General features: G+C 61.2%; 20 protein-coding genes. 14 read left to right on the forward strand and 6 right to left on the reverse strand.

What is annotated here, in order from left to right; genetic code table 11:
- Positions 1–3 precede the first annotated feature (3 nt).
- Entirely contained in the window at positions 4–1,461 is a 1,458-nt protein-coding gene (locus ACP7E6_RS19345) for an NAD-dependent succinate-semialdehyde dehydrogenase (protein ID WP_426231345.1), read from the forward strand.
- Between the two features lie 56 nt (positions 1,462–1,517).
- Here the strand turns inward: ACP7E6_RS19345 and ACP7E6_RS19350 are convergent, their stop codons facing one another.
- The gene (locus tag ACP7E6_RS19350) at positions 1,518–2,705 is read right to left on the reverse strand and encodes a CaiB/BaiF CoA transferase family protein (RefSeq protein ID WP_426231346.1); all 1,188 of its coding nucleotides are present in this window, start codon (positions 2,703–2,705) and stop codon (positions 1,518–1,520) included.
- A gap of 8 nt (positions 2,706–2,713) precedes the next feature.
- Positions 2,714–3,901 carry an acyl-CoA dehydrogenase gene (locus ACP7E6_RS19355; RefSeq protein WP_426231347.1) on the reverse strand — a complete coding sequence of 396 codons (1,188 nt, stop codon included), beginning with the start codon at positions 3,899–3,901 and terminating at the stop codon, positions 2,714–2,716.
- Positions 3,902–4,004: 103 nt separating this feature from the next.
- Here ACP7E6_RS19355 and ACP7E6_RS19360 point away from each other — a divergent pair, with 103 nt between their 5' ends.
- The 3 genes from ACP7E6_RS19360 (at position 4,005) to ACP7E6_RS19370 (ending at position 7,479) form a co-directional block, all read left to right on the forward strand.
- Positions 4,005–5,282 (forward strand): M24 family metallopeptidase, encoded by a 1,278-nt coding sequence (locus tag ACP7E6_RS19360; RefSeq protein ID WP_426231348.1) that lies wholly within the window; start codon positions 4,005–4,007, stop codon positions 5,280–5,282.
- A gap of 12 nt (positions 5,283–5,294) precedes the next feature.
- Positions 5,295–6,251, forward strand: a complete 957-nt coding sequence (locus tag ACP7E6_RS19365) for a LysR family transcriptional regulator (RefSeq protein WP_426231349.1) — start codon at positions 5,295–5,297, stop codon at positions 6,249–6,251.
- A 100-nt stretch (positions 6,252–6,351) separates the two neighbouring features.
- On the forward strand, positions 6,352–7,479 hold the full coding sequence (locus tag ACP7E6_RS19370; protein WP_426231350.1) for an NAD(P)/FAD-dependent oxidoreductase: 1,128 nt from the start codon (positions 6,352–6,354) through the stop codon (positions 7,477–7,479).
- A gap of 2 nt (positions 7,480–7,481) precedes the next feature.
- Here ACP7E6_RS19370 and ACP7E6_RS19375 read toward each other — a convergent pair whose 3' ends face one another.
- The gene (locus tag ACP7E6_RS19375) at positions 7,482–8,981 is read right to left on the reverse strand and encodes a UdgX family uracil-DNA binding protein (protein ID WP_426231351.1); all 1,500 of its coding nucleotides are present in this window, start codon (positions 8,979–8,981) and stop codon (positions 7,482–7,484) included.
- Complete coding sequence (locus tag ACP7E6_RS19380; protein WP_426231352.1) at positions 8,981–10,213, reverse strand: putative DNA modification/repair radical SAM protein; 1,233 nt, start codon at positions 10,211–10,213, stop codon at positions 8,981–8,983. The genes ACP7E6_RS19375 and ACP7E6_RS19380 overlap by 1 nt, the downstream gene beginning before the upstream one ends.
- A 127-nt stretch (positions 10,214–10,340) precedes the next feature.
- Here ACP7E6_RS19380 and ACP7E6_RS19385 point away from each other — a divergent pair, with 127 nt between their 5' ends.
- Both ACP7E6_RS19385 and ACP7E6_RS19390 read left to right on the forward strand, forming a co-directional pair.
- Positions 10,341–10,901: a type 1 glutamine amidotransferase domain-containing protein gene (locus tag ACP7E6_RS19385; protein ID WP_426231353.1), complete on the forward strand. Its 561-nt coding sequence runs from the start codon at positions 10,341–10,343 to the stop codon at positions 10,899–10,901.
- Between the two features lie 24 nt (positions 10,902–10,925).
- Entirely contained in the window at positions 10,926–11,429 is a 504-nt protein-coding gene (locus tag ACP7E6_RS19390) for a pyridoxamine 5'-phosphate oxidase family protein (RefSeq protein ID WP_426231354.1), read from the forward strand.
- 69 nt (positions 11,430–11,498) lie between these two features.
- Here the strand turns inward: ACP7E6_RS19390 and ACP7E6_RS19395 are convergent, their stop codons facing one another.
- Complete coding sequence (locus ACP7E6_RS19395) at positions 11,499–12,050, reverse strand: flavin reductase family protein (RefSeq protein WP_426231495.1); 552 nt, start codon at positions 12,048–12,050, stop codon at positions 11,499–11,501.
- 299 nt (positions 12,051–12,349) lie between these two features.
- On the opposite strand from ACP7E6_RS19395, the gene ACP7E6_RS19400 reads away from it, so the two are divergent.
- A complete protein-coding gene (locus ACP7E6_RS19400) occupies positions 12,350–12,526 on the forward strand; it encodes a hypothetical protein (protein ID WP_197065601.1) in 177 nt (58 codons plus the stop codon).
- Positions 12,527–12,544: 18 nt separating this feature from the next.
- Here the strand turns inward: ACP7E6_RS19400 and ACP7E6_RS19405 are convergent, their stop codons facing one another.
- Positions 12,545–13,459 (reverse strand): helix-turn-helix domain-containing protein, encoded by a 915-nt coding sequence (locus ACP7E6_RS19405; protein ID WP_426231355.1) that lies wholly within the window; start codon positions 13,457–13,459, stop codon positions 12,545–12,547.
- 212 nt (positions 13,460–13,671) lie between these two features.
- On the opposite strand from ACP7E6_RS19405, the gene ACP7E6_RS19410 reads away from it, so the two are divergent.
- The 7 genes from ACP7E6_RS19410 (at position 13,672) to ACP7E6_RS19440 (ending at position 23,562) form a co-directional block, all read left to right on the forward strand.
- Complete coding sequence (locus tag ACP7E6_RS19410; RefSeq protein WP_426231356.1) at positions 13,672–15,144, forward strand: alpha-glucosidase/alpha-galactosidase; 1,473 nt, start codon at positions 13,672–13,674, stop codon at positions 15,142–15,144.
- A 175-nt stretch (positions 15,145–15,319) separates the two neighbouring features.
- Entirely contained in the window at positions 15,320–17,407 is a 2,088-nt protein-coding gene (locus tag ACP7E6_RS19415) for an ABC transporter substrate-binding protein (RefSeq protein ID WP_426231357.1), read from the forward strand.
- A gap of 78 nt (positions 17,408–17,485) precedes the next feature.
- Positions 17,486–18,499 carry an ABC transporter permease gene (locus tag ACP7E6_RS19420; RefSeq protein WP_426231358.1) on the forward strand — a complete coding sequence of 338 codons (1,014 nt, stop codon included), beginning with the start codon at positions 17,486–17,488 and terminating at the stop codon, positions 18,497–18,499.
- Positions 18,496–19,617 carry an ABC transporter permease gene (locus ACP7E6_RS19425; protein ID WP_426231359.1) on the forward strand — a complete coding sequence of 374 codons (1,122 nt, stop codon included), beginning with the start codon at positions 18,496–18,498 and terminating at the stop codon, positions 19,615–19,617. Before ACP7E6_RS19420 ends, ACP7E6_RS19425 begins: the two co-directional genes overlap by 4 nt.
- A gap of 10 nt (positions 19,618–19,627) precedes the next feature.
- The gene (locus tag ACP7E6_RS19430) at positions 19,628–21,298 is read left to right on the forward strand and encodes an ABC transporter ATP-binding protein (protein WP_426231360.1); all 1,671 of its coding nucleotides are present in this window, start codon (positions 19,628–19,630) and stop codon (positions 21,296–21,298) included.
- A 17-nt stretch (positions 21,299–21,315) separates the two neighbouring features.
- Positions 21,316–22,686, forward strand: a complete 1,371-nt coding sequence (locus ACP7E6_RS19435; RefSeq protein WP_426231361.1) for an alpha-glucosidase/alpha-galactosidase — start codon at positions 21,316–21,318, stop codon at positions 22,684–22,686.
- Between the two features lie 114 nt (positions 22,687–22,800).
- A complete protein-coding gene (locus ACP7E6_RS19440; RefSeq protein ID WP_426231362.1) occupies positions 22,801–23,562 on the forward strand; it encodes a hypothetical protein in 762 nt (253 codons plus the stop codon).
- Positions 23,563–23,642: the final 80 nt, after the last annotated feature.

Consider the following 23,642-nt stretch of genomic DNA (forward strand, 5'->3'; position numbering starts at 1 on the left):
CCGATGATCTTTACCGAGACCTTGATCGCCCATGTCAGGGATCCGCATCTGCTCGGCCTGGTGAACGCGCCGTGGGCGCCTGCGGCAAAGACCTTCGATGTCCACAATCCGTCGAACGGCGCCCTGCTCGCCACCCTGCCGGATATGGGTGTCGTGGAAACCCGCACGGCGATCGATGATGCCTATGCGGCGCAATTTCCGTGGGCCGAGCGCCCCGCCGGCGATCGCAGCACCATCCTGCGCCGCTGGCACGATCTGGTCAGTGCCCATATAGACGATCTCGCCGCGATCCTGACTGCCGAGATGGGCAAGCCGCTCAACGAAGCCCGCTCCGAAGTCCAGCACGCTGCCGCCTATATCGAATGGTATGCGGAGGAGGCCAAGCGCGTCTACGGCGAAACCATTCCTGCGCCTTCGACCGACCGCCGCATGATGGTGATCAAGCAGCCGGTCGGCGTGGTCGGCACGATCACCCCCTGGAATTTCCCGGCATCGATGGTCGCGCGCAAGATCGCACCGGCGCTGGCGGTCGGCTGCACGATCATTCTCAAGCCTGCCGAACAGACGCCGCTGGTGGCTTTGGCCATGCACGCGCTGGCTATCCGCGCGGGCTTTCCCAAGGGCGTCTTCAACCTCGTGCTGGCCTCAGAAGGCGATGCGATCGGCCGCGAGCTCTGCACCAATTCGAGGGTGCGAAAAATCAGCTTCACCGGCTCCACCGAAGTCGGCCGCATCCTGATGCGCCAATGTTCCGACCAGATCAAGAAAATCAGCCTCGAACTCGGCGGCAGCGCACCGTTCATCGTCTTTGACGATGCCGATATCGACGCGGCCGTCGATGGCGCCATCCAGGCCAAATTCCGCAATGCCGGCCAGACCTGCACCTCGGCCAACCGCATTTATGTGCAGAGCCGGGTCCATGACGAATTCACCACCAAGCTGGCTGCCGAAGTCGCCAAATTGAAGGTGGGCGACGGCTTTTCCAAGGGCGTCACCATCGGTCCGCTGATCGATAGCCGGGCAATCGAGAAGGTCGAAGCCCATGTCAACGACGCGATCGGCAAGGGCGCAAAGCTTCTCTGCGGCGGCAAGCGCGTCTCCGGCGCCTTTTTCGAACCAACCCTGCTATCCAATGTCGGCAAGGGCATGCTGGTCGCCTGCGACGAAACCTTCGGCCCCGTTGCCCCGATCATCCGCTTCGAAACGATGGAAGACGTCATCCTGCAGGCCAACGACACGATCTATGGCCTTGCCGCCTATTTCTACGCGACCGAACTGAAAAAAGTCTGGCGGGTCGCCGAAGCACTGGAATACGGCATGATCGGCATCAATACCGGCCGTATGTCGTCCGAAGCCGCCCCCTTCGGCGGCCTCAAACAGTCCGGCATCGGCCGCGAAGGCTCCCGCCACGGCGCCGAGGATTATCTGGAGATGAAATATCTCTGCATGGGGAATATTTGAGGCGGCGGCTATTCGGAATCGTTATCATCCCACGGGCGCCGTTTACCACTAAACGATCACTGTTTGAATGCTTCGGGCTTCATCCCGATCTCGGCCAGCACCTCATGCGTATGCTCCCCAAGCCTCGGCGCACCGCGCTCAAGGGCAAGTTCGGCATCTGAAAACTGAATGGGCGTCCGCACGCCCGGCGCCGTCCCCGATGCCGATCCAGTATGGGGCGTATCGACCCGCATTTCGCGGTGAATGATCTGCGGGTCGGAGAACACATCTGCCACCGTGTTGATCGGTCCACCGGGCACGCCAGCTGCCTCCAGCATGGCAAGCAACATATCCCGGCTATAGATCACCGTCCGCGCCGCCAGTTCCGGCGTCAGCGTGTCGCGATGTTTAACCCGGCCCGCATTGGTCAGGTAACGCGGATCTGTCGCCAGGCTATCGAGCCCCAGCAGCGTGCAGAACTTGACGAACTGCCGGTCATTGCCGACGGCGACGATCAGATGGCCGTCGGAGACCGGAAACACCTGGTAGGGCGCAATATTGGGATGCGCATTGCCGAGACGGCGCGGCGATTGACCGGAAACGAGGAAGTTCAGCGCCTGATTGGCAAGCACCCCGGTCATGCTGTCGAACAAAGCCATGTCGACCTGCTGGCCGGCGCCTGTCCGCTCGCGCATGTGGAGTGCCGCCTGGATGGCGATGACGCCGTAGAGCCCAGTAAAGATATCGGCAAAGGCGACGCCGATCTTCTGCGGCTCGCCTTCCGGTTCGCCCGTCAAGTCCATGATGCCGCTCATGCCCTGGATGATATAGTCGTAACCGGCGCGATGGGCGTAGGGCCCATCCTGGCCAAAGCCGGTGACCGAGCAATAGATCAGCCGCGGATTGACCTTTTTCAGGCTTTCATAATCCAGCCCGTATTTCGCCAGCCCGCCAACTTTGAAGTTTTCCAACAGCACGTCTGACTGCGCCGCCAGCCGCCGCACGGCCTCCTGCCCCTCTTCCGTCGTGAAATCGAGAATAACCGAGCGCTTTCCCCGGTTGCAGGCGTGAAAATAGGCGGCATCCAGATGACCGCCGGTCTCGCTCTCGATAAAGGGAGGCCCCCAGGTGCGGGTATCGTCTCCCGCCGGGCTTTCCACCTTGATGACATCGGCGCCGAGATCGGCCAGCGTCTGGCCGATCCATGGTCCCGCCAGGATGCGGGCAAGCTCGAGAACCTTCAGGCCCTTCAGCGGCGTTTCCATGCCGGCGCTCAGAAGAAGGCCTGCAGCCCGGTCTGGGCGCGGCCGAGGATCAGGGCGTGCACGTCATGGGTGCCCTCATAGGTGTTCACCGTTTCCAGGTTCACCATATGCCGCATCACCTGATAATCCTCGGAAATGCCGTTGCCGCCATGCATGTCGCGGGCGGCGCGGGCGATATCCAGCGCCTTGCCGCAATTGTTGCGCTTGACGATCGAGATCATCTCCGGCGCCATCCGGCCTGCATCCATCAGCTGACCGACGCGCAGTGATGCCTGCAGACCAAGAGTGATTTCCGTCTGCATGTCGGCAAGTTTCTTCTGGAACAGCTGCGTCTGCGCCAGCGGACGGCCGAACTGCTTGCGGTCGAGCCCGTATTGGCGGGCCGCATGCCAGCAGAACTCCGCCGAACCGAGCACGCCCCAGGAAATGCCGTAGCGGGCGCGGTTGAGGCAGCCGAACGGACCTTTCAGGCCCTCGACATTCGGCAGCAATGCATCTTCGCCGACTTCGACATTGTCCATGACGATTTCACCGGTGATCGAGGCGCGCAGCGACAGCTTGCCGCCGATCTTCGGGGCAGAGAGACCCTTCATGCCCTTTTCCAGCACGAAGCCGCGAATGGCATTGCCATGCGCCTCGGATTTCGCCCAAACGACGAAGACATCGGCAATCGGTGCGTTGGAAATCCACATCTTCGAGCCCGTCAACCGGTAGCCGCCATCGGTCTTCACCGCCCGCGTCTTCATGCCGCCCGGATCGGAGCCGGCATCCGGCTCGGTCAGGCCGAAGCAGCCGATCCATTCGCCACTGATCAGCTTCGGCAGGTATTTCTGGCGCTGTTCTTCCGAGCCATAGGCGTGGATCGGGTAGATGACGAGGGAAGACTGCACGCTCATCATCGAGCGGTAACCCGAGTCAACACGCTCGACCTCGCGGGCAACCAGGCCATAGGCCACATAGGACGCGCCGACGCCACCATAGGTATCCGGCACGGTTACGCCGAGCAGACCGAGTTCACCCATTTCGCGGAAGATCGAGGGATCCGTCGTCTCGTTGCGGTAGGCATCGATGACACGCGGCTGCAGCTTGTCCTGCGCATAGGCGCGGGCCGTGTCGCGGATCATCCGCTCGTCTTCAGAAAGCTGATCCTCCAGCAGAAATGCGTCGTCCCACTGGAATTCCTGTCTTGAAGCCATGGCGTCCTCCCGTCACTTTCCTTCTTGTATCCGTTATGGCAAGCCGGGCAGGGCGATACAAACGAAAATGCGGCACTGCCTCATGCGCTGCGGGAATGGCGGCATGAAACACATTGCAGCCACAGGACAAGGAAACGGCATGGCTCACCTCGACAGGACACGCGCATCGCAGTTGATGGAAACCGCCGGTCTCGACGCGCTGCTGCTGCTTTCGCCGGAGAGTTTTACCTACGCGACGGGTGCGCCCGCCGGGGTTGCCACCATGTGGCGGCGTGCCGGTGCCGTGGCGGCCATCGTCCCTGCCGACCCCGCCCTTCCACAAGCAGCCGTTGTTACAGACCTGTTCGAGGCAGCCTTCCGCGCATCGAGCGCGATCACCGATATCCGCATCAACCCGATCTGGGTCGAGACCGGCGATATCCGGGGCATGGACGCACGGCCGCCGGAAGAGTTGATCAACGCAGCCTGGGAAAGACAGCGCCGTCCCGCAGGGTTTCAGCGCCCCGAGACTTTTGACGCCAACATGGGTTTCCAGCTGGCGGCAGCGCTTCTTGCGGAGAAGGGCCTTGACGAAGGCCGTATCGGCATCGAGTTCGATGGCCTTTCCGTCGCGGATTTCCGGCTGCTGTCCGCCGCATTGCCGCAGGCCGAACTTGTCGATGCCTCCGATCTGGTCCGGCGACTGAAAATGATAAAATCGCCAACAGAGATCGGCCATCTGCGCATGGCCGTCGAACTGGCCGAGGCCGGGATCGTCGCTCTGCGCGAAACCATCGATATCGGCATCAGCCGCGATGAGTTGGCAAGCGCCTGGGAAAAGGGCGCTCGGGCCGAAGCCGCGCGGCGCGGCGTCCAGAATCTCACCGGACTCTGGGAATATGTCTCCGTCGGCCAGAACCCGTGGACCAAGGGTGGCGTAGTCGAACGTGGCGACCTGATCAAGGTCGATGTCGGCTGCTTGATTGCCGGCTATACATCCGATACCGGCCGCACCTTCGTCTGCGGCGCGCCGTCTGCGCTTCAGGCCCGGTTGTTCGATGCCCTGCAAACGGCGTATGACGCGGGCCTGCCACTGCTGCAGCCGGGCATCGCCATGAGCGAGGTGCACCGGGTGACGACCGAGGCGATGGGCAAGGCGGGTTTCCCCGGCTACACGCGCGGTCATTTCGGCCATGGGCTAGGCGCTGGCCTTGGCAGCGAGGAATGGCCGTTCCTGTCGCGGCAATCGGATGTGATCATCGAGCCCGGCATGGTGCTGGCCTTCGAGACGCCCTGGTATGTCGATGGCGCCGGCGGCATGATCATCGAAAACCAGTTGCTCGTCACTGCGGATGGCCACGAGATCATGAACCGGCTACCCTCCGTCCTCGTCTCCCTCTGATCGCGGCTCGCCATGCCTGACAATCGCCTCGAACGCTTTGCCCATAATCTCGACTGGAACCTGCTGCGAACCTTCGTGGTGGTGGTCGAGCAGGGCAGCATCACGGCGGCGGCCAACCGTCTTCTGTTGCAGCAACCGGCGGTCAGCATGGCGCTGAAACGGCTGGAACAGACCGTCGGCCAGAAGCTGATCGACCGCCGCCCGGGCCGTTTCGACCTGACGGAAGCCGGCGAGAAGCTGCACCGCCAATGCCGCGATATCTTCGCAGCGGTCGTGCGCCTACCGAATGCGCTGGAAACCGCAGGCGACGACGTGACCGGCCATGTCAGCATTCATTCGGTCAGTCACGCGCATAATCCGGCCTGGGATCGCAAGCTCGAAAGCTTCTTTCAGCTCTATCCGAAGGTAACGCTCAGCATCACGGTTGAAACCACCGTCAGCGTCATCAGCGCGGTCGAGCGCAACATCGCCACCATCGGCCTGTGCGACGGCAATATCCCCGAAGCATTGAGCAAGGCCTTCCATATCCGCGAGCAATACGGGCTCTATTGCGGCCGGGGCCACCGGCTGTTCGGCGCAAAGACGGCGGCCTTGAACGACCTGCGCGGCGATCCCTACATCGCCTTCATCGCCGATGTTCTCGGCGGCCAGCACATGAATGCCATCACTGCCGTGCGTGCCATGGGCTCCTTCGGCCAGCAGGTCCGGGCCGTCTCCTGCAATGTCGAGGAGGTGCTGCGCCTGATATCAGCCAATATCGGCATCGGCATGGTGCCGGATCATCTGGCCGCACCGGGCCTTGCCGCCGGCGACCTCTGGCAATTGCCGCCCTATGATCTGCTGCCAACCACGGATGTGTTTCGCATCACCAATCCCAATGCGATCCTCAACCCCGCCGAAGCCGCCTTCCTGCGCCATGTCGCGGAGACCGAGCCGCTTGATCACAGCGTGGGGCATCAATCTGCCTGATAGTCAGCTTCGCCACTATAAATTTGAACATCGAGCCTGCCACCGTTACGGTCCGGCGGCGCGAGGGAGATCGCAGATACTGTAAGGGGCGGTGAGTAATATGCAGACATTCGACGTGGCAATCATCGGCGGCGGCATCGCCGCCCTTTCGCTTGCCTATTTCCTCAGCCCCCATCGCTCCGTCGTCGTGCTCGAACGGGAAACAGCGCTCGGCTATCACAGCACCGGCCGCTCCGCCGCCGAATTCGTCCTGCGGTATAATGCGCCAGAGGTCTGCGCGCTTGCCGCGATCGCCAAGGATTTCTTCGATAGCCCGCCGGACGGATTTTCAGCTATTCCGCTTCTAAAGCAGCGCGGCGGCGTGATGATCGCCAGCGCCGAAAAAGCAGCGCGGCTGGAAGAGGTTTTCCGCGCCGAACTTGCCTTCACACCAGAGCTTGAACCGCTGGACGAGGAGGAAATGCTGGCGCGCGTGCCCATCCTGAAGCCGGGCTACGCCGCAGCCGCGTTCTACGATCCCAACTTCTGGGATATTGAAGTCGAAAGCCTGATGCAGGGTTATGTGAAGGGCTCCCGCCGCAACGGCGCAGACATCCGCGAACACCACGCCGTTCTGTCCGCCAGCCATGATGGCCACGGCTGGACCATCGAGACATCAACCGGTCCCGTCCGTGCCAGGACCGTGGTCAATGCCGCCGGTGGATGGGCTGATCCAATTGCGGAAATCTTCGGCGTCAAGCCGCTCGGCATCGTCCCGCATCGCCGCACGGCCATTACGGTTGACGTTCCGGAGGGAATCGATATCGCCGATATGCCGGAAATCAACGAAATCGACGAGGATTTCTACATCAAGCCCGACGCCGGCCGGCTGTTCGCAAGCCCCGCCGATGCCACACCCTGCGAACCCGGTGACGTGCAGCCGGAGGAGCTCGATGTCGCCTGGGCGGCACACTATGTGGAGGAGGCAACCACCATCCCGGTCCGCCGCGTCGCCAAGAGCTGGGCCGGAATGCGCAGCTTCTCGCCGGACAAACTACCCGTCATCGGCTTCGCACCCGATCAACCGGATTTCTTCTGGCTGGCGGGCCAGGGTGGTTACGGCATCCTCACCTCACCGGCCCTCGGCGCCTTGGCGGCAAGCCTGTTGACCCGCCAGCCCCATCCGGAAGGGTTTGGCGTACAGGCGCTTGATCCAACCCGATTCAGCCCGCTCAGATTGACGGCCTGATATCACCCGTTGCGCTGTTCCGGCCGGACATCAGCCATTGTCCGTCGCCCGAATGCGGCAGCACGAGCTATGTCCGAGCGGAAACGCGCCATTTCCTCATGCTTGCGCCCCTCATCCGGAATACGCAGGAGATAGGCGGGATGCACGGTGACAAGCAGCGACTGCCCCGCGCCGAGTTGCAGCATCTCGCCGCGCAGATCCGAAAGCCGTTGCCGGCTGTCGGTCAGCGCCATCAGCGCGGTTGATCCCATCGCCACTACCAGCTTCGGCTTGACCAGGGCCAGTTCCCGCGTCAGCCACCATTTGCAGTGCTGCACCTCGCCGGCATTCGGCTTCTTATGGATACGGCGCTTGCCGCGCGGTTCATATTTGAAATGCTTGACTGCATTGGTGACATAGGTGTCCTTGCGATCCAGCCCTGCTTGCTGAGCAACTGTGTTAAACACCGCGCCCGCCGGGCCGACGAAAGGCCTGCCGGCCAGATCTTCCTGATCGCCCGGCTGCTCGCCGACGATCATGATCCTGGCATCCTGCGGCCCCTCGCCAAAGACAGTCTGCGTCGCACTGCAATGCAGGGCGCAACGGGTGCAATGCCGTGCCTCCTCGCGAAGCTCCTCGAGCGTTCCTGCCGGCGGCTGGACAATCTCCGGCTCGGCCTGGGCAATGGCCTGCAGCCGCTGGTGAAACAACGGCGCCTCGCTGGCAGCCCGCTCGGCCATGGCGATGACGCTCGCCTCGGCACCGGCAATCAGGCCCGGTATGAGCTCCGCCTCCGGCAGGTTTTTCCAGTATTTCTTCGGCATCTCCGTCATCATCATCTTCACCTTCAGACGGGCCGGATTGAAGATGTGCGAAAAATAGGTGCGCCACAGCAAATCGGTGCTGTCTGACAGCATCGGATTTTCCGCCGGTTCGGTTGAAACCGACAGGACTTCGCCATCCCAGGCCGCCGTTCCCTTGGGCGTGGCGATGATCCAGTCCATGTCGGTAAACCGGCGCTGGAAGAACGGCGCCACCCGGGCGACGATGTGATGATCGGGCTCGAACCAGGCCAGAAAGCGCCGTCGCGCATGACCCTGCTCGATATCGAACTCCTTGAACCGGACGAAAGCCGTCATCTTGTGGCAATCGCGCCGCACGGATTTTTCCATCGCACACAACTGCGCCACATCCGCATCCGAGAGCACTTCCAAAAGCGTGCGCTCTTCCTGCAGCCGGAAGAGAACCCGGTAGAGAAGCTGGAAGCGCAAGGGATCGCTGTGGCAGATCACGGCCTGCGCCAATGACAGGAAAGCTTTTGGGACAGTCACGGCCGGTACGGTCGCTGCAGTGGCAACAGGCGCCTCCGGCACCCCGGCAGCAGGTCCAAACAGGTCGCCTGCCGCATCGCTCCTGCACCGCCAATCGATCGTGCGCGGCTGCGTGCGGGCAAGAAGCAGCGACCGCGCAGCCTCCCGCCACTCGGTCAGATCTCCCCGCCCCTCCAGGAGGACCGTTGCCATCACAAAAGCGCCAGCTGTTCGGGTTTGGGCTCGAACATCGCCCGCAGATCGGAGCGATCGATCAGCCGGTGCGGCGTCCAGCCCTCGGTCACCACGAAGGACTGCACCTTCTTGATCGAGACATGCAGACGTGCCAGGTCCTCCAGCCGTAAACGGCGGTGACGCCGGGCAGAGAGGATGCCGTTGACGGCCTTCGTTCCCAGGCCCGGCACCCGCAGCAGCATCTCGCGTTCGGCCGAGTTGATATTCACCGGAAAGCGATGCCGGTTGACCAGCGCCCAGGCGAGTTTCGGATCGAGCTTCAGGTCCAGCATGCCGTCCGGCTGATTTTCGGTGATTTCCTCGATGCCGAACCCATAGAACCGGTAGAGCCAGTCGGCTTGGTACAGCCGGTGCTCGCGCATCAAAGGAGGCTTGATCAAGGGCAGGTTTTTCGACGCATCGGGAATCGGGCTGAACGCGGAGTAATATACCCGGCGCAGGCCATAGCTGCCATAGAGTCGCGCGCTGGTGCCGAGGATGACCTTGTCATTGGCCTGATCGGCTCCGACGATCATCTGCGTGCTCTGGCCGGCGGGTACGAAGCGCTTGCGCCGCTTGGTCTGCAGCGTCGGATCATTGGCAGCCTCGATCTTCAGCCTCAGTTCGCCCATCGACTTGCGGATATTGGCCGGCCGCTTTTCCGGCGCAAGCCGGGTCAGGCCCGTATCGGTCGGCAGCTCGATATTGATCGACAGGCGATCGGCATAGAGCCCCGCCTGTTCGATCAGCAGCGGCGAAGCCTCTGGAATGGATTTCAGATGGATATAACCGCCGAAATTATGGGTGACGCGCAATTCCCGGGCGATGCGGACCATTTCCTCCATCGTGTAATCCGACGAGCGGATGATCCCGGACGAAAGGAACAGGCCTTCGATATAATTGCGCCGGTAGAATTCCAGCGTCAGCCAGACGACTTCTTCGACGCTGAACCGCGCCCGCTCGACATTGCTGGACGAGCGGTTGATGCAATAGGCGCAGTCGTAGATGCAGAAATTCGTCATCAGGATCTTGAGCAGCGAAATGCAGCGTCCGTCCGGCGCATAGGCGTGGCAAATGCCGGACCCTTCCGTCGATCCCAGCCCGCCGGACTTCGACGAGTCCCGCTTCACTGTTCCGCTTGAGGCGCAGGAAGCATCGTATTTGGCGGCATCGGACAGGATGGCCAACCGTTCGTTCAGCGATTTTTTCATGGTTGTTCATGATACGTTCTTATGCGCCCTTGGTCAATGCGAGAAAAAACCGAAAGATCGGAACGATTGCCGAAGGCGTCCGTTGTAAGCGCGAACCCTCCCCAAGCTTGCACAAGGAGATGGCGCAATGCCGTTCATCGACAAATCGAAAATCCTCATTCTCGCCACCCATGGCTACGAACGTTCGGAACTGCGCGTGCCGCTCGACGAGCTGAAAAAGCGCGGCGCCGACGTCCAGATCGCTTCGATCGGCACGGATCCGATCAAGAGCTGGAACGAGAAGGACTGGGGCGACACGGTCAATGTCGATCTCCTCGCCAAGGACGTGAAGATTGAAGATTTCGACGCCCTGATCCTGCCCGGTGGCCAGATGAACCCGGACATTCTGCGCCATGACGAGGCTGCCATGCGCGTCGTCAAGGAGTTCGTCGCATCCGGCAAGATCGTTGCCGCCATCTGCCATGCCCCCTGGTTGCTGATCGAGGCCGACGCCGTGCGCGGCCGCAAGATGACTTCCTACATCTCGATCAAGACCGACATGACAAATGCCGGTGCCATCTGGTCGAACGAGCCCGTCGTCACTGACCAGGGCATTGTCACCTCCCGCAATCCGGACGACCTCGACGCGTTTGTCAAAAAGATCGTCGAGGAAATTGAAGAAGGCCGCCACGAGCGCCGCGCCGCCTGATCCCCAATCGATAAAGGAAAGACAATGGCTGATATATCGAAGACGAAAACCGATCCGCTACAGCAGCTGTGGGATGTGCTTGACGATGTCCATGCCGGCATGCTGGGCGTCGAAGGATCCGGTCAGCATATGCAACCGATGGCGCCGTTCGTCGAGAAGGAAAGCAATTCGATCTGGTTTTTCACCCGCACCGACAGCGATCTGATCCAGGCTGCGCGGACCGGAGACCGGGCGCATTTCTGCGTCATCAGCAAGGATCATGATTACCATGCGTGCCTTGCCGGTGCGATCGACGAGGTCAAATCCCGCAACCATATCGACAAATATTGGTCGGCGCCGGTGGCCGCCTGGTTCGAAGGCGGCAAGGACGATCCGTCGCTGACCATGCTGCAGCTGAAGCTTGACGATGTTGCTATCTGGGCTTCGACCAACAGCACGCTGAAATTCGGCTGGGAAATTGCCAAGGCCAACCTGACCGGCAAGGAGCCGGAACTCGGCTATCACACGCAGATCTCTCTGCCGCACTGACCTTCGCCCGCACTGACCCTCAATCGTGCGGATGAAGCGCCTCGCCCGGGTCCCCTCGGGCGGGGCATTTTAGTCTAGGGATACCCGGCCATAACGGCCATTGCTGTAGACCAGCGAGTGTCCGTCACCCGCGACGATGGAAACGACACGGCCCAGAATGATCGCATGGCTGTGGCGTTCGATGATCTCATCGACTTCGCAATCGATCCCGGCCAACGCGCCGCGCAGAACCGAAGCCCCGCTCGCCAGCGTAAACCATTCGGCCCCGTCATAGCGCTCGATCCCCTTTAAACCGCCCTTGCCGGCAAAGCGGTCGGCGATGTCCTGCTGCTCGGCGCTGAGGATATTGACGCAGAAATGCCCATAGCGGCGGATGATCGGCCAGCTCGATGAACTGCGGTTGATATTGACGATCATTGTCGGCGGATCGACGGACAGCGCAGTGGCCGAGGTCACGGTCGCGCCGGTGCGCTCGTCGCCGACGCCGGCGGTGATCACGGAGACACCGCCCGACATCCGCCGCATGGCCGATTTCAAGGCATCCTCATCCGCCACATGGGAAAAGGCCTGCTCCTGGCGCGGGGCGATCCGCTCCAGCGAATTTCTCAAAGCGACATTCATGCGGGTCCACTCTTTTGCCGTCTCATTCATGGTCATGGATTTACGCACGAAAGACGACCCTGTCTCAAGCAAAGAATGCCCGCCACCGCCGGTGAAGCTGGATCGGTTTTTCAATCATCATAAAATTTATAGATTATATTATTTTACGAAAACCAGGGTTTTCTGCGACGGTAGGATGATGCCGAAGCGCAGCAATGAACAATAAGACAGTAATTTTATGGACTATTGACAGGGCGTGCAATTGTGTCAGGATTGTGTTGACGACCGTTAACGGATCCAGGGAAACAGCGGAGAACGGAATGTTTTATCACGGCGGAATGACCCTCGGCTACCTGACGCCTCCGGCGAAAAAGGAAAAAGCCATCCGTGTCGAAATGCCGGTTCGCCAGAGCCGTGAAGAGCAGACCGAATTCGAGCAGGAGCGCGATCAGGAATTGAGTCGCGCGTTTCTGACACCTTGGCACCTGTTCTACTGATCGGTCGGTCCAGCTGATCTATTCCGCCGCAGCCGCACTCCGGCCATGGGTGGCAATGCTGGAATACATGCCCGTGGTGCGGAATTCCGTCGGGCTGGCGCCAAAATAGCGGCGGAACACCTTTGCAAAATAGTTCGAATCCTCGAAACCCGACATCACAGCCACTTCCTTAACCGACAGATGCGCGGCCTTGGTCAAAAGCTTGGTGGCGCGTTGCAGCCGCTTGCGCAGTACGAATTCCGCCGGCGGCATGCCTTCGCTGGCTGCAAACACCCGCGAAAAATGCGCCCGGCTGAGACCGGAGACATCGGCCAGTTTCTCGACTGGCAGCGGATGCTGCAAATTGGCCATGATATGGTCGATGACATGCTGCATCGTCCGGTATTCCTGGCTGAAAACCGGATGCGAGCCGAAAACATCGTCGTACAGCACCATCGCCGATTCGTAGGCGATGGCCGAGGCACTGCCCGGTGCATCGGCACCGCCAGAAATCAAACGCAAGCTGCAATCGGCAAGGCGCTCGATCGTCTCCGGTTTCAGGTTGAGGATCGGCCCGGTCGTCGCCAGAATGGCCTTGTTGACGCGGAGCGCCTCCTCGCCATTCATGGAAATCCAGAAGAACTCCCAGCGGCCGTCCTGCTCCAGCCAGTAGCGGTGATTGTGCGGCACCAGCACCAGCAGGGTCTCGCCTTCGCGCACGCGGTAGGTACGGTTCTCATATCGCAGGTTTCCGGCTCCGCCAATCGTATGCTGCAGCACGGTAAACGGTGTCTGGCCGCGCTTGCGCCCATCCCAGTCATAGGTTGAATCAGTGCGAATTTCGTAACCCGTGCTGGTCGGCATCGCGTGCAGGCTGTGGCGTCCACGCGGCAACGAAACCGTCCGCATCACCGGTCCATTCTCGATCAGTCGTTTCAGCATAGAATTACCCATGAAAGCACAATACCTCTCTGGCGGCACCTTTCATTATACGCATAATGCCCCTCAACAAAGCAAGATGCCCTTCAACAAGGCGAAATGAACCCGTTAGAGTGGTATCGGCAGGGAGACTTGGCAGGCAACATGCGCCAGAGGCGCCTTGTTTTCCGCGCATGGATTTTACCCACTCCGTTTTTCCGGACCAATTGACCAGCGACGAGGACAGCATGAGCAGCTTCAAGATAGCCATAATCGGCGCCGGCAGCGTCGGCTTCACCAAGAAACTTTTCACCGACATTCTCTGCGTGCCGGAATTCCGCGATGTCGAGTTCGCGCTCACTGATATCAGCGAGCACAATCTCGGCATGATCAAGTCGATCCTCGACAAGATCGTGTCATCCAACAACCTGCCGGCCAAGGTGACAGCCTCGACCGACCGCCGCGAGGCAATCGCCGGTGCGCGCTACATCATCAGTTGCGTGCGTGTCGGCGGACTGGCTGCCTATGCCGACGATATCCGCATTCCTTTGAAATACGGCGTCGACCAATGCGTCGGCGACACGATCTGTGCCGGCGGCATTCTCTATGGCCAGCGCAACATCCCGGTCATCCTCGATTTCTGCAAGGACATCCGCGAGCTGGCCGAGCCCGGCGCGAAATTCCTCAACTATGCAAACCCGATGGCGATGAACACTTGGGCGGCGATCGAATATGGCAAGGTCGATACGATCGGCCTCTGCCACGGCGTCCAGCACGGCGCCGAACAGATCGCCGAAATCCTCGGCGCCAAGGATGGCGAACTGGATTACGTCTGCTCCGGCATCAACCACCAGACTTGGTTTACCGATGTCCGCGTCAAGGGCCGCAGGATCGGCAAGGATGAGCTGGTTGCAGCCTTTGAGGCGCACCCGGTCTTCTCGCAGCAGGAAAAGCTGCGTATCGACGTCTTGAAGCGTTTCGGCGTCTATTCCACCGAGAGCAACGGCCATCTGTCGGAATACCTGCCCTGGTACCGCAAGCGGCCGGAGGAAATTACCCGCTGGATCGATATGTCCGACTGGATCCACGGCGAAACCGGCGGTTATCTGCGCCATTCGACCGAAACCCGCAACTGGTTCGAGACAGAATATCCGCAGTTCCTGGAAGACGCAGGCAAACCGATCGATCCGGCCCGCCGTTCCAACGAGCATGCCAGCCATATTCTCGAAGCGTTGGAAACCGGGCGTGTCTACCGCGGCCATTTCAACGTCAAGAACAATGGCGTCATCACCAACCTGCCGTCCGACGCGATCATCGAGAGCCCTGGCTTCGTCGATCGCTTCGGCATCAACATGGTCGCCGGCATCACGCTGCCGGAAGCCTGCGCCGCCACCTGCATGTCCTCGATCAATGTCCAGCGCATGTCCGTTCACGCCGCCATCTCCGGTGACATCGATCTCTTGAAGCTGGCCGTGCTGCACGATCCGCTGGTCGGCGCCATCTGCACGCCGGAAGAGGTCTGGCAGATGGTCGATGAAATGGTTATCGCCCAGGCCGAGTGGCTGCCGCAATACGCCCACGCCGTACCGGCCGCCAAGGAGCGCCTGGCCAAGGGAACCGTCAAGACCCGCGACTGGAAGGGCGTTGCCCGCCGCGAGGTCCGCTCGATCGATGAGCTGCGCGCCGAGAAGGAAGCAACGAAGCTTAAAGCTGCAAGCTGAGCTGCAGCGCCAAACGCGTAAGGCCCGTTTTCCTGAGGAGGAGGCAGGTCTGGGAGTGGGCGATCCGTCGCCCGCTCTCTTCCGGCAGACGGCATGATGCTGTTCCGCCGGGTGCTTTTAGGAGGAGAGCCGCCCATACCGGGCCGGCCTGAAGCATGAGGGAGAAACAACGACAATGAACAGCTTTCGCCATCTGAAAACGACCAGCGCGCTGCTTTTGGGCGTGTCGGTATTCGCCGTGACGGCCATGGCTTCCGAGCCGACCGTAGTGCCGGAACAGCCGGCTTTCCCGGCGCAGGGCAAGATCACCTATGTGCCGCGCGATTCCATCCTCGAATACAAGGCGCTGCCCGAATATCACGAGCCCGACTGGGTTACCGAGAAATTCGTCAAGACCGGCAAACTGCCGCCGGTTGCCGAGCGCCTGCCGAAGGAACCGCTGGTGTTCAAGACCGGCAATATGCCGGATGGAGTCGGCGTTTATGGTGACACGATGCGCCATGTCATCGGCGGACGTCCGGAAGGCTGGAACTATTCCGCCGGACAGACGCAAGGCTGGGGCGGCATCGATATCGAAATGTCCGAATGCCTGACGCGCACGGCACCGCTCTATCAGGTCGAGGCCAAGGACGTTGAACCCCTTCCGAACCTGGCGAAGAGCTGGGAATGGTCGGAAGACGGCCACAAGCTGACGATGCACCTGATCGAAGGCGCTAAATGGTCGGATGGCGTTCCCTTTTCCTCCGAAGACGTGATGTTCTACTGGGACGACAACGTCGTCGACCCGAACGTCTCGCCGCTGAATGGCGCAACGCCGGAAACCTTCGGCGAAGGCACGACACTGAAAGCCATCGATGCCAATACCGTCGAATGGACCTTCAAGGACGCCTTCCCCCGCCAATATCTCTATTCCATGGCCTATGGCACGTTCTGCCCGGGTCCGGCCCATATCCTCAAGACCAAGCATCCGAAATACGCCGAGGGCTTCACCTACGACCAGTACAAGAATGGCTTCCCGCCGGAATACCTGAATATTCCGATCATGGGTGCCTGGGTTCCCGTCGAATACCGCCCGGACGACATCATCGTCATGCGCCGCAATCCCTATTATTGGAAAGTAGACGAAGCCGGCAACCAGCTGCCCTATCTCAACGAGCTGCACTATAAGCTCTCGACCTGGGCCGACCGTGACGTGCAGGCGATTGCCGGCTCTGGCGACTTCTCCAATCTCGAACAGCCCGAGAATTTCGTCGAAAGCCTGAAACGCGCGGCGCAGGAAACAGCACCGGCCCGCCTCGCCTTCGGCGCCCGCCTGATCGGCTACAATCTTTATATGAACTTCTCCGGCAACGGCTGGGGCGAACCGGACGAACGCGGCCAGGCCGTACGCGAACTCAACCGCAACGAAGACTTCCGCAAGGCCATCACCATGGCGGTCGATCGCAAGAAGATCGGCGAATCTCTGGTCAAAGGCCCGTTCACCGCGATCTATCCGGGCGGCTTGTCGTCCGGCACCAGCTTCTACGACCGCCAGTCGACCGTCTATTATCCGTTCGATCTGGAAGGCGCCAAGGCGCTGCTCGAAAAGGCCGGCCTGAAAGACACGGACGGCAACGGCTTCGTCAACTATCCGGCAGACAAGCTGGGCGGCAAGGACGTCGAGGTCGTGCTTTTGGTCACCTCCGACTACAATACCGACAAGAACCTCGCCGAGGGGGTCGTCGGCCAGATGGAGCAGCTGGGCATCCGCGTCGTGCTCAACGCGCTCGACGGCAAGCAGCGCGATGCGGCCAACTATGGCGGCCGCTGGGACTGGATGGTGCTGCGCAACGGCGCCGAGCTGTCATCCGTGGTGCAGAACACCCCGCAGCTGGCCGCAACCGGCCCCCGCACCAGCTGGAACCACCGGGTGCCGGAAGGCGGACAGCTTGATCTGATGCCGTTCGAACAGGAGCTTGTCGATATCGTCAACAAGTTCATTGCCTCAAACGACAATGACGAGCGGACGGAGCTGATGAAACAGTACCAGAAGGTCGCCACCACCAATGTCAACTCGGTCGGGCTTACCGAATATCCGGGCGCGCTGATCGTCAACAAGCGCTTCTCGAACATTCCGGTCGGCGCGCCGATCTTCATGTTCAACTGGGCGGAAGACACGATCATCCGCGAGCGAGTGTTCGTCGCCGCCGACAAGCAGGGAGACTACGAACTGTTCCCGCAGCAGCTGCCCGGCAAACCCGGCGAAAAAGGCCCGATGAACTGATCTGCAAACTCGCTCCCCAGGCCGCGCCAAAAGCCCGGCCTGGAGAAATCCCGAAACACACAAGAGAACCTAACAGCCATGTTCCGATTTCTGCTTGTGCGCATCGCGTCAGCCATACCCGTTCTTTTCGTGCTTAGCGTCGTCACCTTCGCGATCATCCAGGCACCGCCGGGCGACTATAGCGACTACATCCGGTCGCAGATGATCAACCAGGGCGGCGCATCCTTCGAGGAAGCCGACGCCCAGGCGCAGGCCTACAAGATCGCCAACGGTCTGGATAAGCCGATGGTCGTCCAGTACGTCAACTGGATCACCGGCATCGTCACCCGCGGCGATTTCGGCCATAGCCTGTTCTACAACAAGCCCGTTTCCGAGGTCGTCGGCGAACGCCTGCCGCGCACGCTGACCTTGGCGCTGGTCTGCCATATCCTCGCCTCCATCATCGGCATCACCTTCGGTATCCTTGCAGCCACCCGGCAATATACCTGGGTCGACAGCCTGCTCTCCGGCATATCCTTCCTCGGCATGACGGTGCCGCGCTTTCTGATGGCGCTGATCATCGTCTACATCATGGTGTTCCATTTCAACGTCACCGAGATCAACAGCTTCCACTCCGCCAAATATGGCGGCGCGCCCTGGTCATGGGACAAATTCGTCGATCTTTTGAAACATGTCTGGCCGGTCATCGCCATCGCCACATTCGGCGGCCTCGCCTACAATATGCGCGTCATGCGCGGCAATCTGCTCGATACGCTGAACGCCCAATATGTCGAGACCGCGCGCGCCAAGGGCCTCTCCGAACGCGCCGTCATCATGCGCCACGCGGTACCGAACGCGCTGCATCCGCTGGTCATGTATCAGGGCGTCGTGCTTCCTTACATGCTGACCGGCGAGATCGAGACCGCGATCATCTTCGCTCTGCCGACCGTCGGCCCGGCCATTGTCGGCTCCATGTGGGTCGGCGACGTCTACGTCACCGCGACCTTCATGCTGGTTCTGTCCGCAACCCTGATCGTCGGCAACATCATCGCCGACATGCTTTTGGCGCTGCTCGATCCGCGCGTCCGTCTGGGCGGAGGAGCGCACGCATGAAAGCCGATGTCCAAACAACCATCGTCGTCCCGGCACCTCCGGCCAGCCATGGCAACGAGACCTATTCGGCGCTGGTCTGGCGCCGCCTGAAACGCTCCTGGACCGGCATGGCAGGCCTCGTCCTCGTCTGCCTCTTGATGCTGATGACGATCTTTGCCGAGTTCTTTTCTCCCGTCGATCCAAAACTCACCGGCGTTGCCTTCGCCCCGCCGCAGACGATCGCAATCACCGATCAGGAGGGCAACCTCGTCTGGCCGCGCGCCTATCAGATCGGCGAAGGCACCGAGCTTGACCCGATCACCTTCCAGCCGATCGTCGGTCCGGATTATGCCAACCCGAAAAATCTCGGTTTCTTCGTCAAGGGTTTTGGCTACCGGCTGCTCGGCCTGATCCCGACCGACCGCCATTTCTTCGGCGCCACAGACGGTACGCCGGTCAATTTCCTCGGCACCGACAAGTTCGGCCGCGATGTCCTGTCGCGCATCTTCTACGGCTCCCGCGTCTCGCTGATGATCGCGCTGACCGTGGTGTTCATCGTCACCGTCGTCGGCACCACGGTCGGCATGGTCTCGGGCTATTTCGGCGGCCGCTTCGATATCTGGATGCAGCGTTTCGTCGAGCTGGTTCTCGCCTTCCCGCAATTGCCGCTTTATCTGGCGCTGACCTCGCTGATCCCGGTGACGGCGCCGACCCACGTCTTCCTTGCCTTCGTCATCTTCGTCATGTCGGCGCTCGGCTGGGCGCAGATGTCGCGCGAGGTGCGCGGCAAGACGCTGGCGCTCGCCCGGATCGAATATGTACGGGCCGCCATGGCGATCGGCGCCACCGATAGGCGCATCATCTTCCAGCACATTTTCCCCAATGTGATGAGCCACGTGATCGTCTCGGTGACGCTGGCAATCCCGAGCGTCGTTCTGCTCGAATCCTTCCTCGGCTTCCTCGGCTTTGCGGTCAAACCGCCGCTGATGTCCTGGGGGCTGATGCTGCAGGATACCGCCACCTATTCCGTCATCGGGTCCTATCCGTGGATCCTTTCCCCCGTGGCCTTCGTGCTGATCACCGTCTTTGCGTTCAATGCGCTGGGCGACGGCCTGCGCGACGCCGTCGACCCATACTGAGGAGACGACCATGGCTCTCGTGGACATCAGCACGCTCGCCCCCGAACAACGGCACGACCATGCCGCATCCGTCGGTGCACCGATCATCGACGCCCGCCACGTCGCCGTCACCTTCAAGGTCGAGGGCGGATCGGTCGATGCGGTGAAGAACGTCTCCTTCCAGCTCTATCGCGGCGAGACCATCGCGGTTGTCGGCGAATCCGGCTCGGGAAAATCGGTAACCGCCCGCACCGTCATGGGCCTGCTCACCAAGCGCGCCTCGGTCTCAGACAAATCGAGCATCGCCTATGACGGCAAGAACGTGCTGAAATTCTCCGACCGCCAGCGCCGTGCACTGCGCGGCAACCGCATCTCGATGATCTTCCAGGAGCCGATGAGCTCGCTCAACCCCGTCTACACGATCGGCGCCCAGATCATCGAAGCGATCCGCGTGCACCAGAAGATGAGCCGCAAACAGGCGATGGAACGCACGCTGGAACTGTTGCGCCAGGTGCAGATCCCGGATCCGGAAGCCCGTCTCAACCAGTATCCGCACCAGCTGTCCGGCGGCCAGCGCCAGCGCATCATGATCGCCATGGCGCTCGCCAACAGCCCCGACGTTCTGATCGCCGACGAGCCGACCACCGCACTCGACGTCACCGTGCAGGCGCAGATCCTCAACCTCATCCGCGACCTGCAGAAGACGCTCGGCATGGCGGTGATCCTGATCACGCATGACCTCACCGTCGTGCGGCAGTTCTCCGACTACGTCTATGTCATGCAGAACGGCGAGGTGAAGGAACACAACACCACATCTGCGCTCTTCCAGAACCCGCAGCATCCCTATACCCGCCACCTGCTCAATTCCGAGCCGAAGGGCATGGCCAACCCGATGCCGGTCGATTCCGCCGCCATCCTCGAAGGCCGCAATGTGCGCGTCTCCTTCATGCTCAAGCACGGTGGCTTCTTCAAGCCGCAGCTGAAGGAGCTGGTCGCGGTCGACAGCCTGTCGATCAAGCTTCACCGCCACGAGACGCTCGGCATTGTCGGCGAATCCGGCTCAGGAAAGACCACCTTCGGCCAGGCGCTGGTAAAATTGCTCACCGCAGACGGCGGCGAAATCCTGTTCGATGGCCAATCGATCGAAAAGAAGACCCGCAACGAAATGCGTCCCTTGCGCTCGCGCATGCAGATCGTTTTCCAGGACCCGTTCTCCTCGCTCAATCCGCGCATGTCGGTCGGCCAGATCATCGAGGAAGGCCTGATCGTCAACAGGCTCGGCGCAACCCGCAACGAGCGTCTGGAGCGGGTGAAGGAAGCGCTGAACAGCGCCGGCCTGCCGAACAACATCCTGTCACGCTTCCCGCACGAATTCTCCGGCGGCCAGCGCCAGCGTATCGCCATTGCCCGTGCGATCGCGCTCGAACCGGAATTCATCCTGCTCGACGAGCCCACCTCGGCGCTCGATCTCTCGGTGCAGGCCCAGATCATCGAGCTGCTGCGCAAGCTGCAGGACGACAAAGGACTGAGCTACCTCTTCATCTCCCACGATCTGAAAGTCGTGCGCGCGCTCTGCCACCGGGTGGTGGTGATGCAGCATGGCAGGATCGTCGAAGAGGGTCCGGTCGCAGACGTGCTTACCCATCCCAAGACCGCCTACACCGAACGGCTCGTCCGCGCCGCCTTCGAAGTAGCCGCTTAAAGCAAAGAGGCCTATCCATGACGAGACAACCCAAGATCACCTTTATCGGCGCGGGCTCGACCGTGTTCATGAAAAACATCATCGGCGACGTGCTGCAGCGCCCGGCGCTGTCGGGCGCCAGGATCGCCCTGATGGACATCAATCCGCAGCGGCTGGAGGAAAGCGAAATCGTCGTCCGCAAGCTGGTTTCGACGCTCAGCGCCAAGGCCACCATCGAGCAGCATTCCAATCAAAGGAAGGCTCTCGAAGGCGCAGATTTCGTCGTCGTTGCCTTCCAGATCGGCGGCTACGAGCCCTGCACGGTCACCGATTTCGAAGTGCCGAAGAAATACGGCCTGCGGCAAACCATTGCCGATACGCTCGGCGTCGGCGGCATCATGCGCGGCCTGCGCACCGTGCCGCATCTCTGGTCGATCTGCGAGGATATGATGCAGGTCTGCCCCGAGGCGATCCTGTTGCAATACGTCAACCCGATGGCGATCAACACCTGGGCGATCGCGGAGAAATATCCGAAGATCAGGCAGGTCGGCTTGTGCCATTCGGTCCAGGGCACGGCAATGGAACTGGCGCTTGATCTCGACATTCCATATGAGGAAATCCGCTATCGCTCGGCCGGCATCAACCACATGGCCTTCTTCCTGAAGTTCGAGCATCGCCAGCCGGACGGCTCCTATCGCGATCTCTATCCCGATCTGCTGCGCGGCTACCGCGAAGGCCGGGCGCCAAAACCGACCTGGAACCCGCGCTGCCCCAACAAGGTGCGCTACGAGATGCTGACCCGGCTTGGCTATTTCGTCACCGAAAGCTCGGAGCATTTTGCCGAATACACGCCGTATTTCATCAAGGAAGGCCGTCCCGACCTAATCGAGAAATTCGGTATCCCACTGGATGAATATCCCAAGCGCTGCATCGAGCAGGTGGAAAAATGGAAGGGTCAGGCCGCCGCCTATCGCTCCGCCGACAAGATCGAGGTCAAGCAATCCAAGGAATACGCCTCCTCGATCATGAACTCGGTGTGGACCGGCGAACCCTCGGTGATCTACGGCAACCAGCGCAACAACGGCTGCATCACCTCGCTGCCGGACAATTGCGCCGTCGAAGTGCCCTGCCTGGTCGATGAAAACGGCATCCAGCCGACCTATATCGGCGCCCTGCCGCCGCAGCTGACGGCGCTGATCCGCACCAATATCAACGTGCAGGAACTGACGGTTGCAGCCATGATGACCGAAAACCGTGAGCATCTCTATCATGCCGCCATGATGGATCCGCATACGGCCGCCGAACTTGATCTCGACCAGATCTGGTCGCTCACCGACGACCTGCTCGCCGCCCACGGCACCTGGATCCCGGAATGGGCCCGCGTGTCGAAGAAGGTCCAGGCCGCGTAACGTCTCTCCCCGTTGCACGGCAAGGAGGCCCCGGAACAACAATTCCGGGGTTTTCCTTTTGCGCCGGGTGTGATCGAAAGGATGACGCACCGCCGACATCAGCAGGAGACAGAGATGCCCGTCAGTTCCGCCATCGAAACGCTTGCCCGCCAGTTGTTGGACGCCGATAGCCAGGGAATCCGGCTGTCTTCCGCATCGCTGACCGAACCCCGCACCTCAGCGGAAGCCTTTGCCGTGCAGCGCGAAACGCTCTCCCTGAACAATTGGTTGACCGCCGGCTACAAGGTGGCGATCCGCCCGGATGGCAGCTCGGTGTCGGCGCCGATGGCGCATATCACCCATGCCAGCGAATCTGGCACCGCAGGCTTTGAGCGCCCCGCAGTCGATGCCTTGGAGGTGGAAATCTGCTTCGTGCTCGGCAAGGATCTCGCCGTCCCCGGCGGTACCCCCTACACCCGCGAAACCTTGCTCGATCATGTCGCCACCATCTCTTCCGGCGTCGAGTTCCTCGGCCACCGCCTGGACGACGGCGGCAAGTCGCCTGCCCTGCTATTCCTCGCCGACCGTCTCGGCAATGCCGGCTATGTCTTGGGCGAAGAACTGCCTGCGACAATGATCGAACCCGGCCAGGCCTATCCACTGACGATCACCATCAACGGCGACACCGTCTTTACCGGCCCCGGCAAACACCCCAACGACGACCCCGTCGCCGCCTTCCTGCTGTTCGCCAACGCCCTGACCGAACCCGTCGCCAAGGGCCGTATCATCACCACCGGCAGCCTCTGCGGCGCCATCCCGACCCCCGCCCGCGCCGCCATCGCCATCAGCGGATTTACGACCCTGACGGTCACGGCCGCATCGACGCGCGAGGGGTGATGCGGCTTTATCTGACGACACCAAAACCCTAATGGCTCTGGGCGGAAACCCTCAGACCAGTTGACTCCAACGGTGCAATC

This window comes from Pararhizobium sp. DWP3-4 (genome assembly GCF_049898205.1).
Lineage (GTDB): Bacteria > Pseudomonadota > Alphaproteobacteria > Rhizobiales > Rhizobiaceae > Pararhizobium.

What these genes read in the sequence shown, in the direction of transcription:
- ACP7E6_RS19350 (WP_426231346.1), bottom strand. Translation starts at nt 2,705, where the DNA reads ATGGAAACGCCGCTGAAGGGCCTGAAGGTTCTCGAGCTTGCCCGCATC.
- ACP7E6_RS19400 (WP_197065601.1), top strand. Translation starts at nt 12,350, where the DNA reads ATGTTTTATCACGGCGGAATGACCCTCGGCTACCTGACGCCTCCGGCG.
- ACP7E6_RS19385 (WP_426231353.1), top strand. Translation starts at nt 10,341, where the DNA reads ATGCCGTTCATCGACAAATCGAAAATCCTCATTCTCGCCACCCATGGC.
- ACP7E6_RS19425 (WP_426231359.1), top strand. Translation starts at nt 18,496, where the DNA reads ATGAAAGCCGATGTCCAAACAACCATCGTCGTCCCGGCACCTCCGGCC.
- ACP7E6_RS19395 (WP_426231495.1), bottom strand. Translation starts at nt 12,050, where the DNA reads ATGAATGTCGCTTTGAGAAATTCGCTGGAGCGGATCGCCCCGCGCCAG.
- ACP7E6_RS19435 (WP_426231361.1), top strand. Translation starts at nt 21,316, where the DNA reads ATGACGAGACAACCCAAGATCACCTTTATCGGCGCGGGCTCGACCGTG.
- ACP7E6_RS19355 (WP_426231347.1), bottom strand. Translation starts at nt 3,901, where the DNA reads ATGGCTTCAAGACAGGAATTCCAGTGGGACGACGCATTTCTGCTGGAG.
- ACP7E6_RS19430 (WP_426231360.1), top strand. Translation starts at nt 19,628, where the DNA reads ATGGCTCTCGTGGACATCAGCACGCTCGCCCCCGAACAACGGCACGAC.
- ACP7E6_RS19390 (WP_426231354.1), top strand. Translation starts at nt 10,926, where the DNA reads ATGGCTGATATATCGAAGACGAAAACCGATCCGCTACAGCAGCTGTGG.
- ACP7E6_RS19370 (WP_426231350.1), top strand. Translation starts at nt 6,352, where the DNA reads ATGCAGACATTCGACGTGGCAATCATCGGCGGCGGCATCGCCGCCCTT.
- ACP7E6_RS19440 (WP_426231362.1), top strand. Translation starts at nt 22,801, where the DNA reads ATGCCCGTCAGTTCCGCCATCGAAACGCTTGCCCGCCAGTTGTTGGAC.
- ACP7E6_RS19405 (WP_426231355.1), bottom strand. Translation starts at nt 13,459, where the DNA reads ATGGGTAATTCTATGCTGAAACGACTGATCGAGAATGGACCGGTGATG.
- ACP7E6_RS19420 (WP_426231358.1), top strand. Translation starts at nt 17,486, where the DNA reads ATGTTCCGATTTCTGCTTGTGCGCATCGCGTCAGCCATACCCGTTCTT.
- ACP7E6_RS19380 (WP_426231352.1), bottom strand. Translation starts at nt 10,213, where the DNA reads ATGAAAAAATCGCTGAACGAACGGTTGGCCATCCTGTCCGATGCCGCC.
- ACP7E6_RS19345 (WP_426231345.1), top strand. Translation starts at nt 4, where the DNA reads ATGATCTTTACCGAGACCTTGATCGCCCATGTCAGGGATCCGCATCTG.
- ACP7E6_RS19410 (WP_426231356.1), top strand. Translation starts at nt 13,672, where the DNA reads ATGAGCAGCTTCAAGATAGCCATAATCGGCGCCGGCAGCGTCGGCTTC.
- ACP7E6_RS19360 (WP_426231348.1), top strand. Translation starts at nt 4,005, where the DNA reads ATGAAACACATTGCAGCCACAGGACAAGGAAACGGCATGGCTCACCTC.
- ACP7E6_RS19365 (WP_426231349.1), top strand. Translation starts at nt 5,295, where the DNA reads ATGCCTGACAATCGCCTCGAACGCTTTGCCCATAATCTCGACTGGAAC.
- ACP7E6_RS19415 (WP_426231357.1), top strand. Translation starts at nt 15,320, where the DNA reads ATGAACAGCTTTCGCCATCTGAAAACGACCAGCGCGCTGCTTTTGGGC.
- ACP7E6_RS19375 (WP_426231351.1), bottom strand. Translation starts at nt 8,981, where the DNA reads ATGGCAACGGTCCTCCTGGAGGGGCGGGGAGATCTGACCGAGTGGCGG.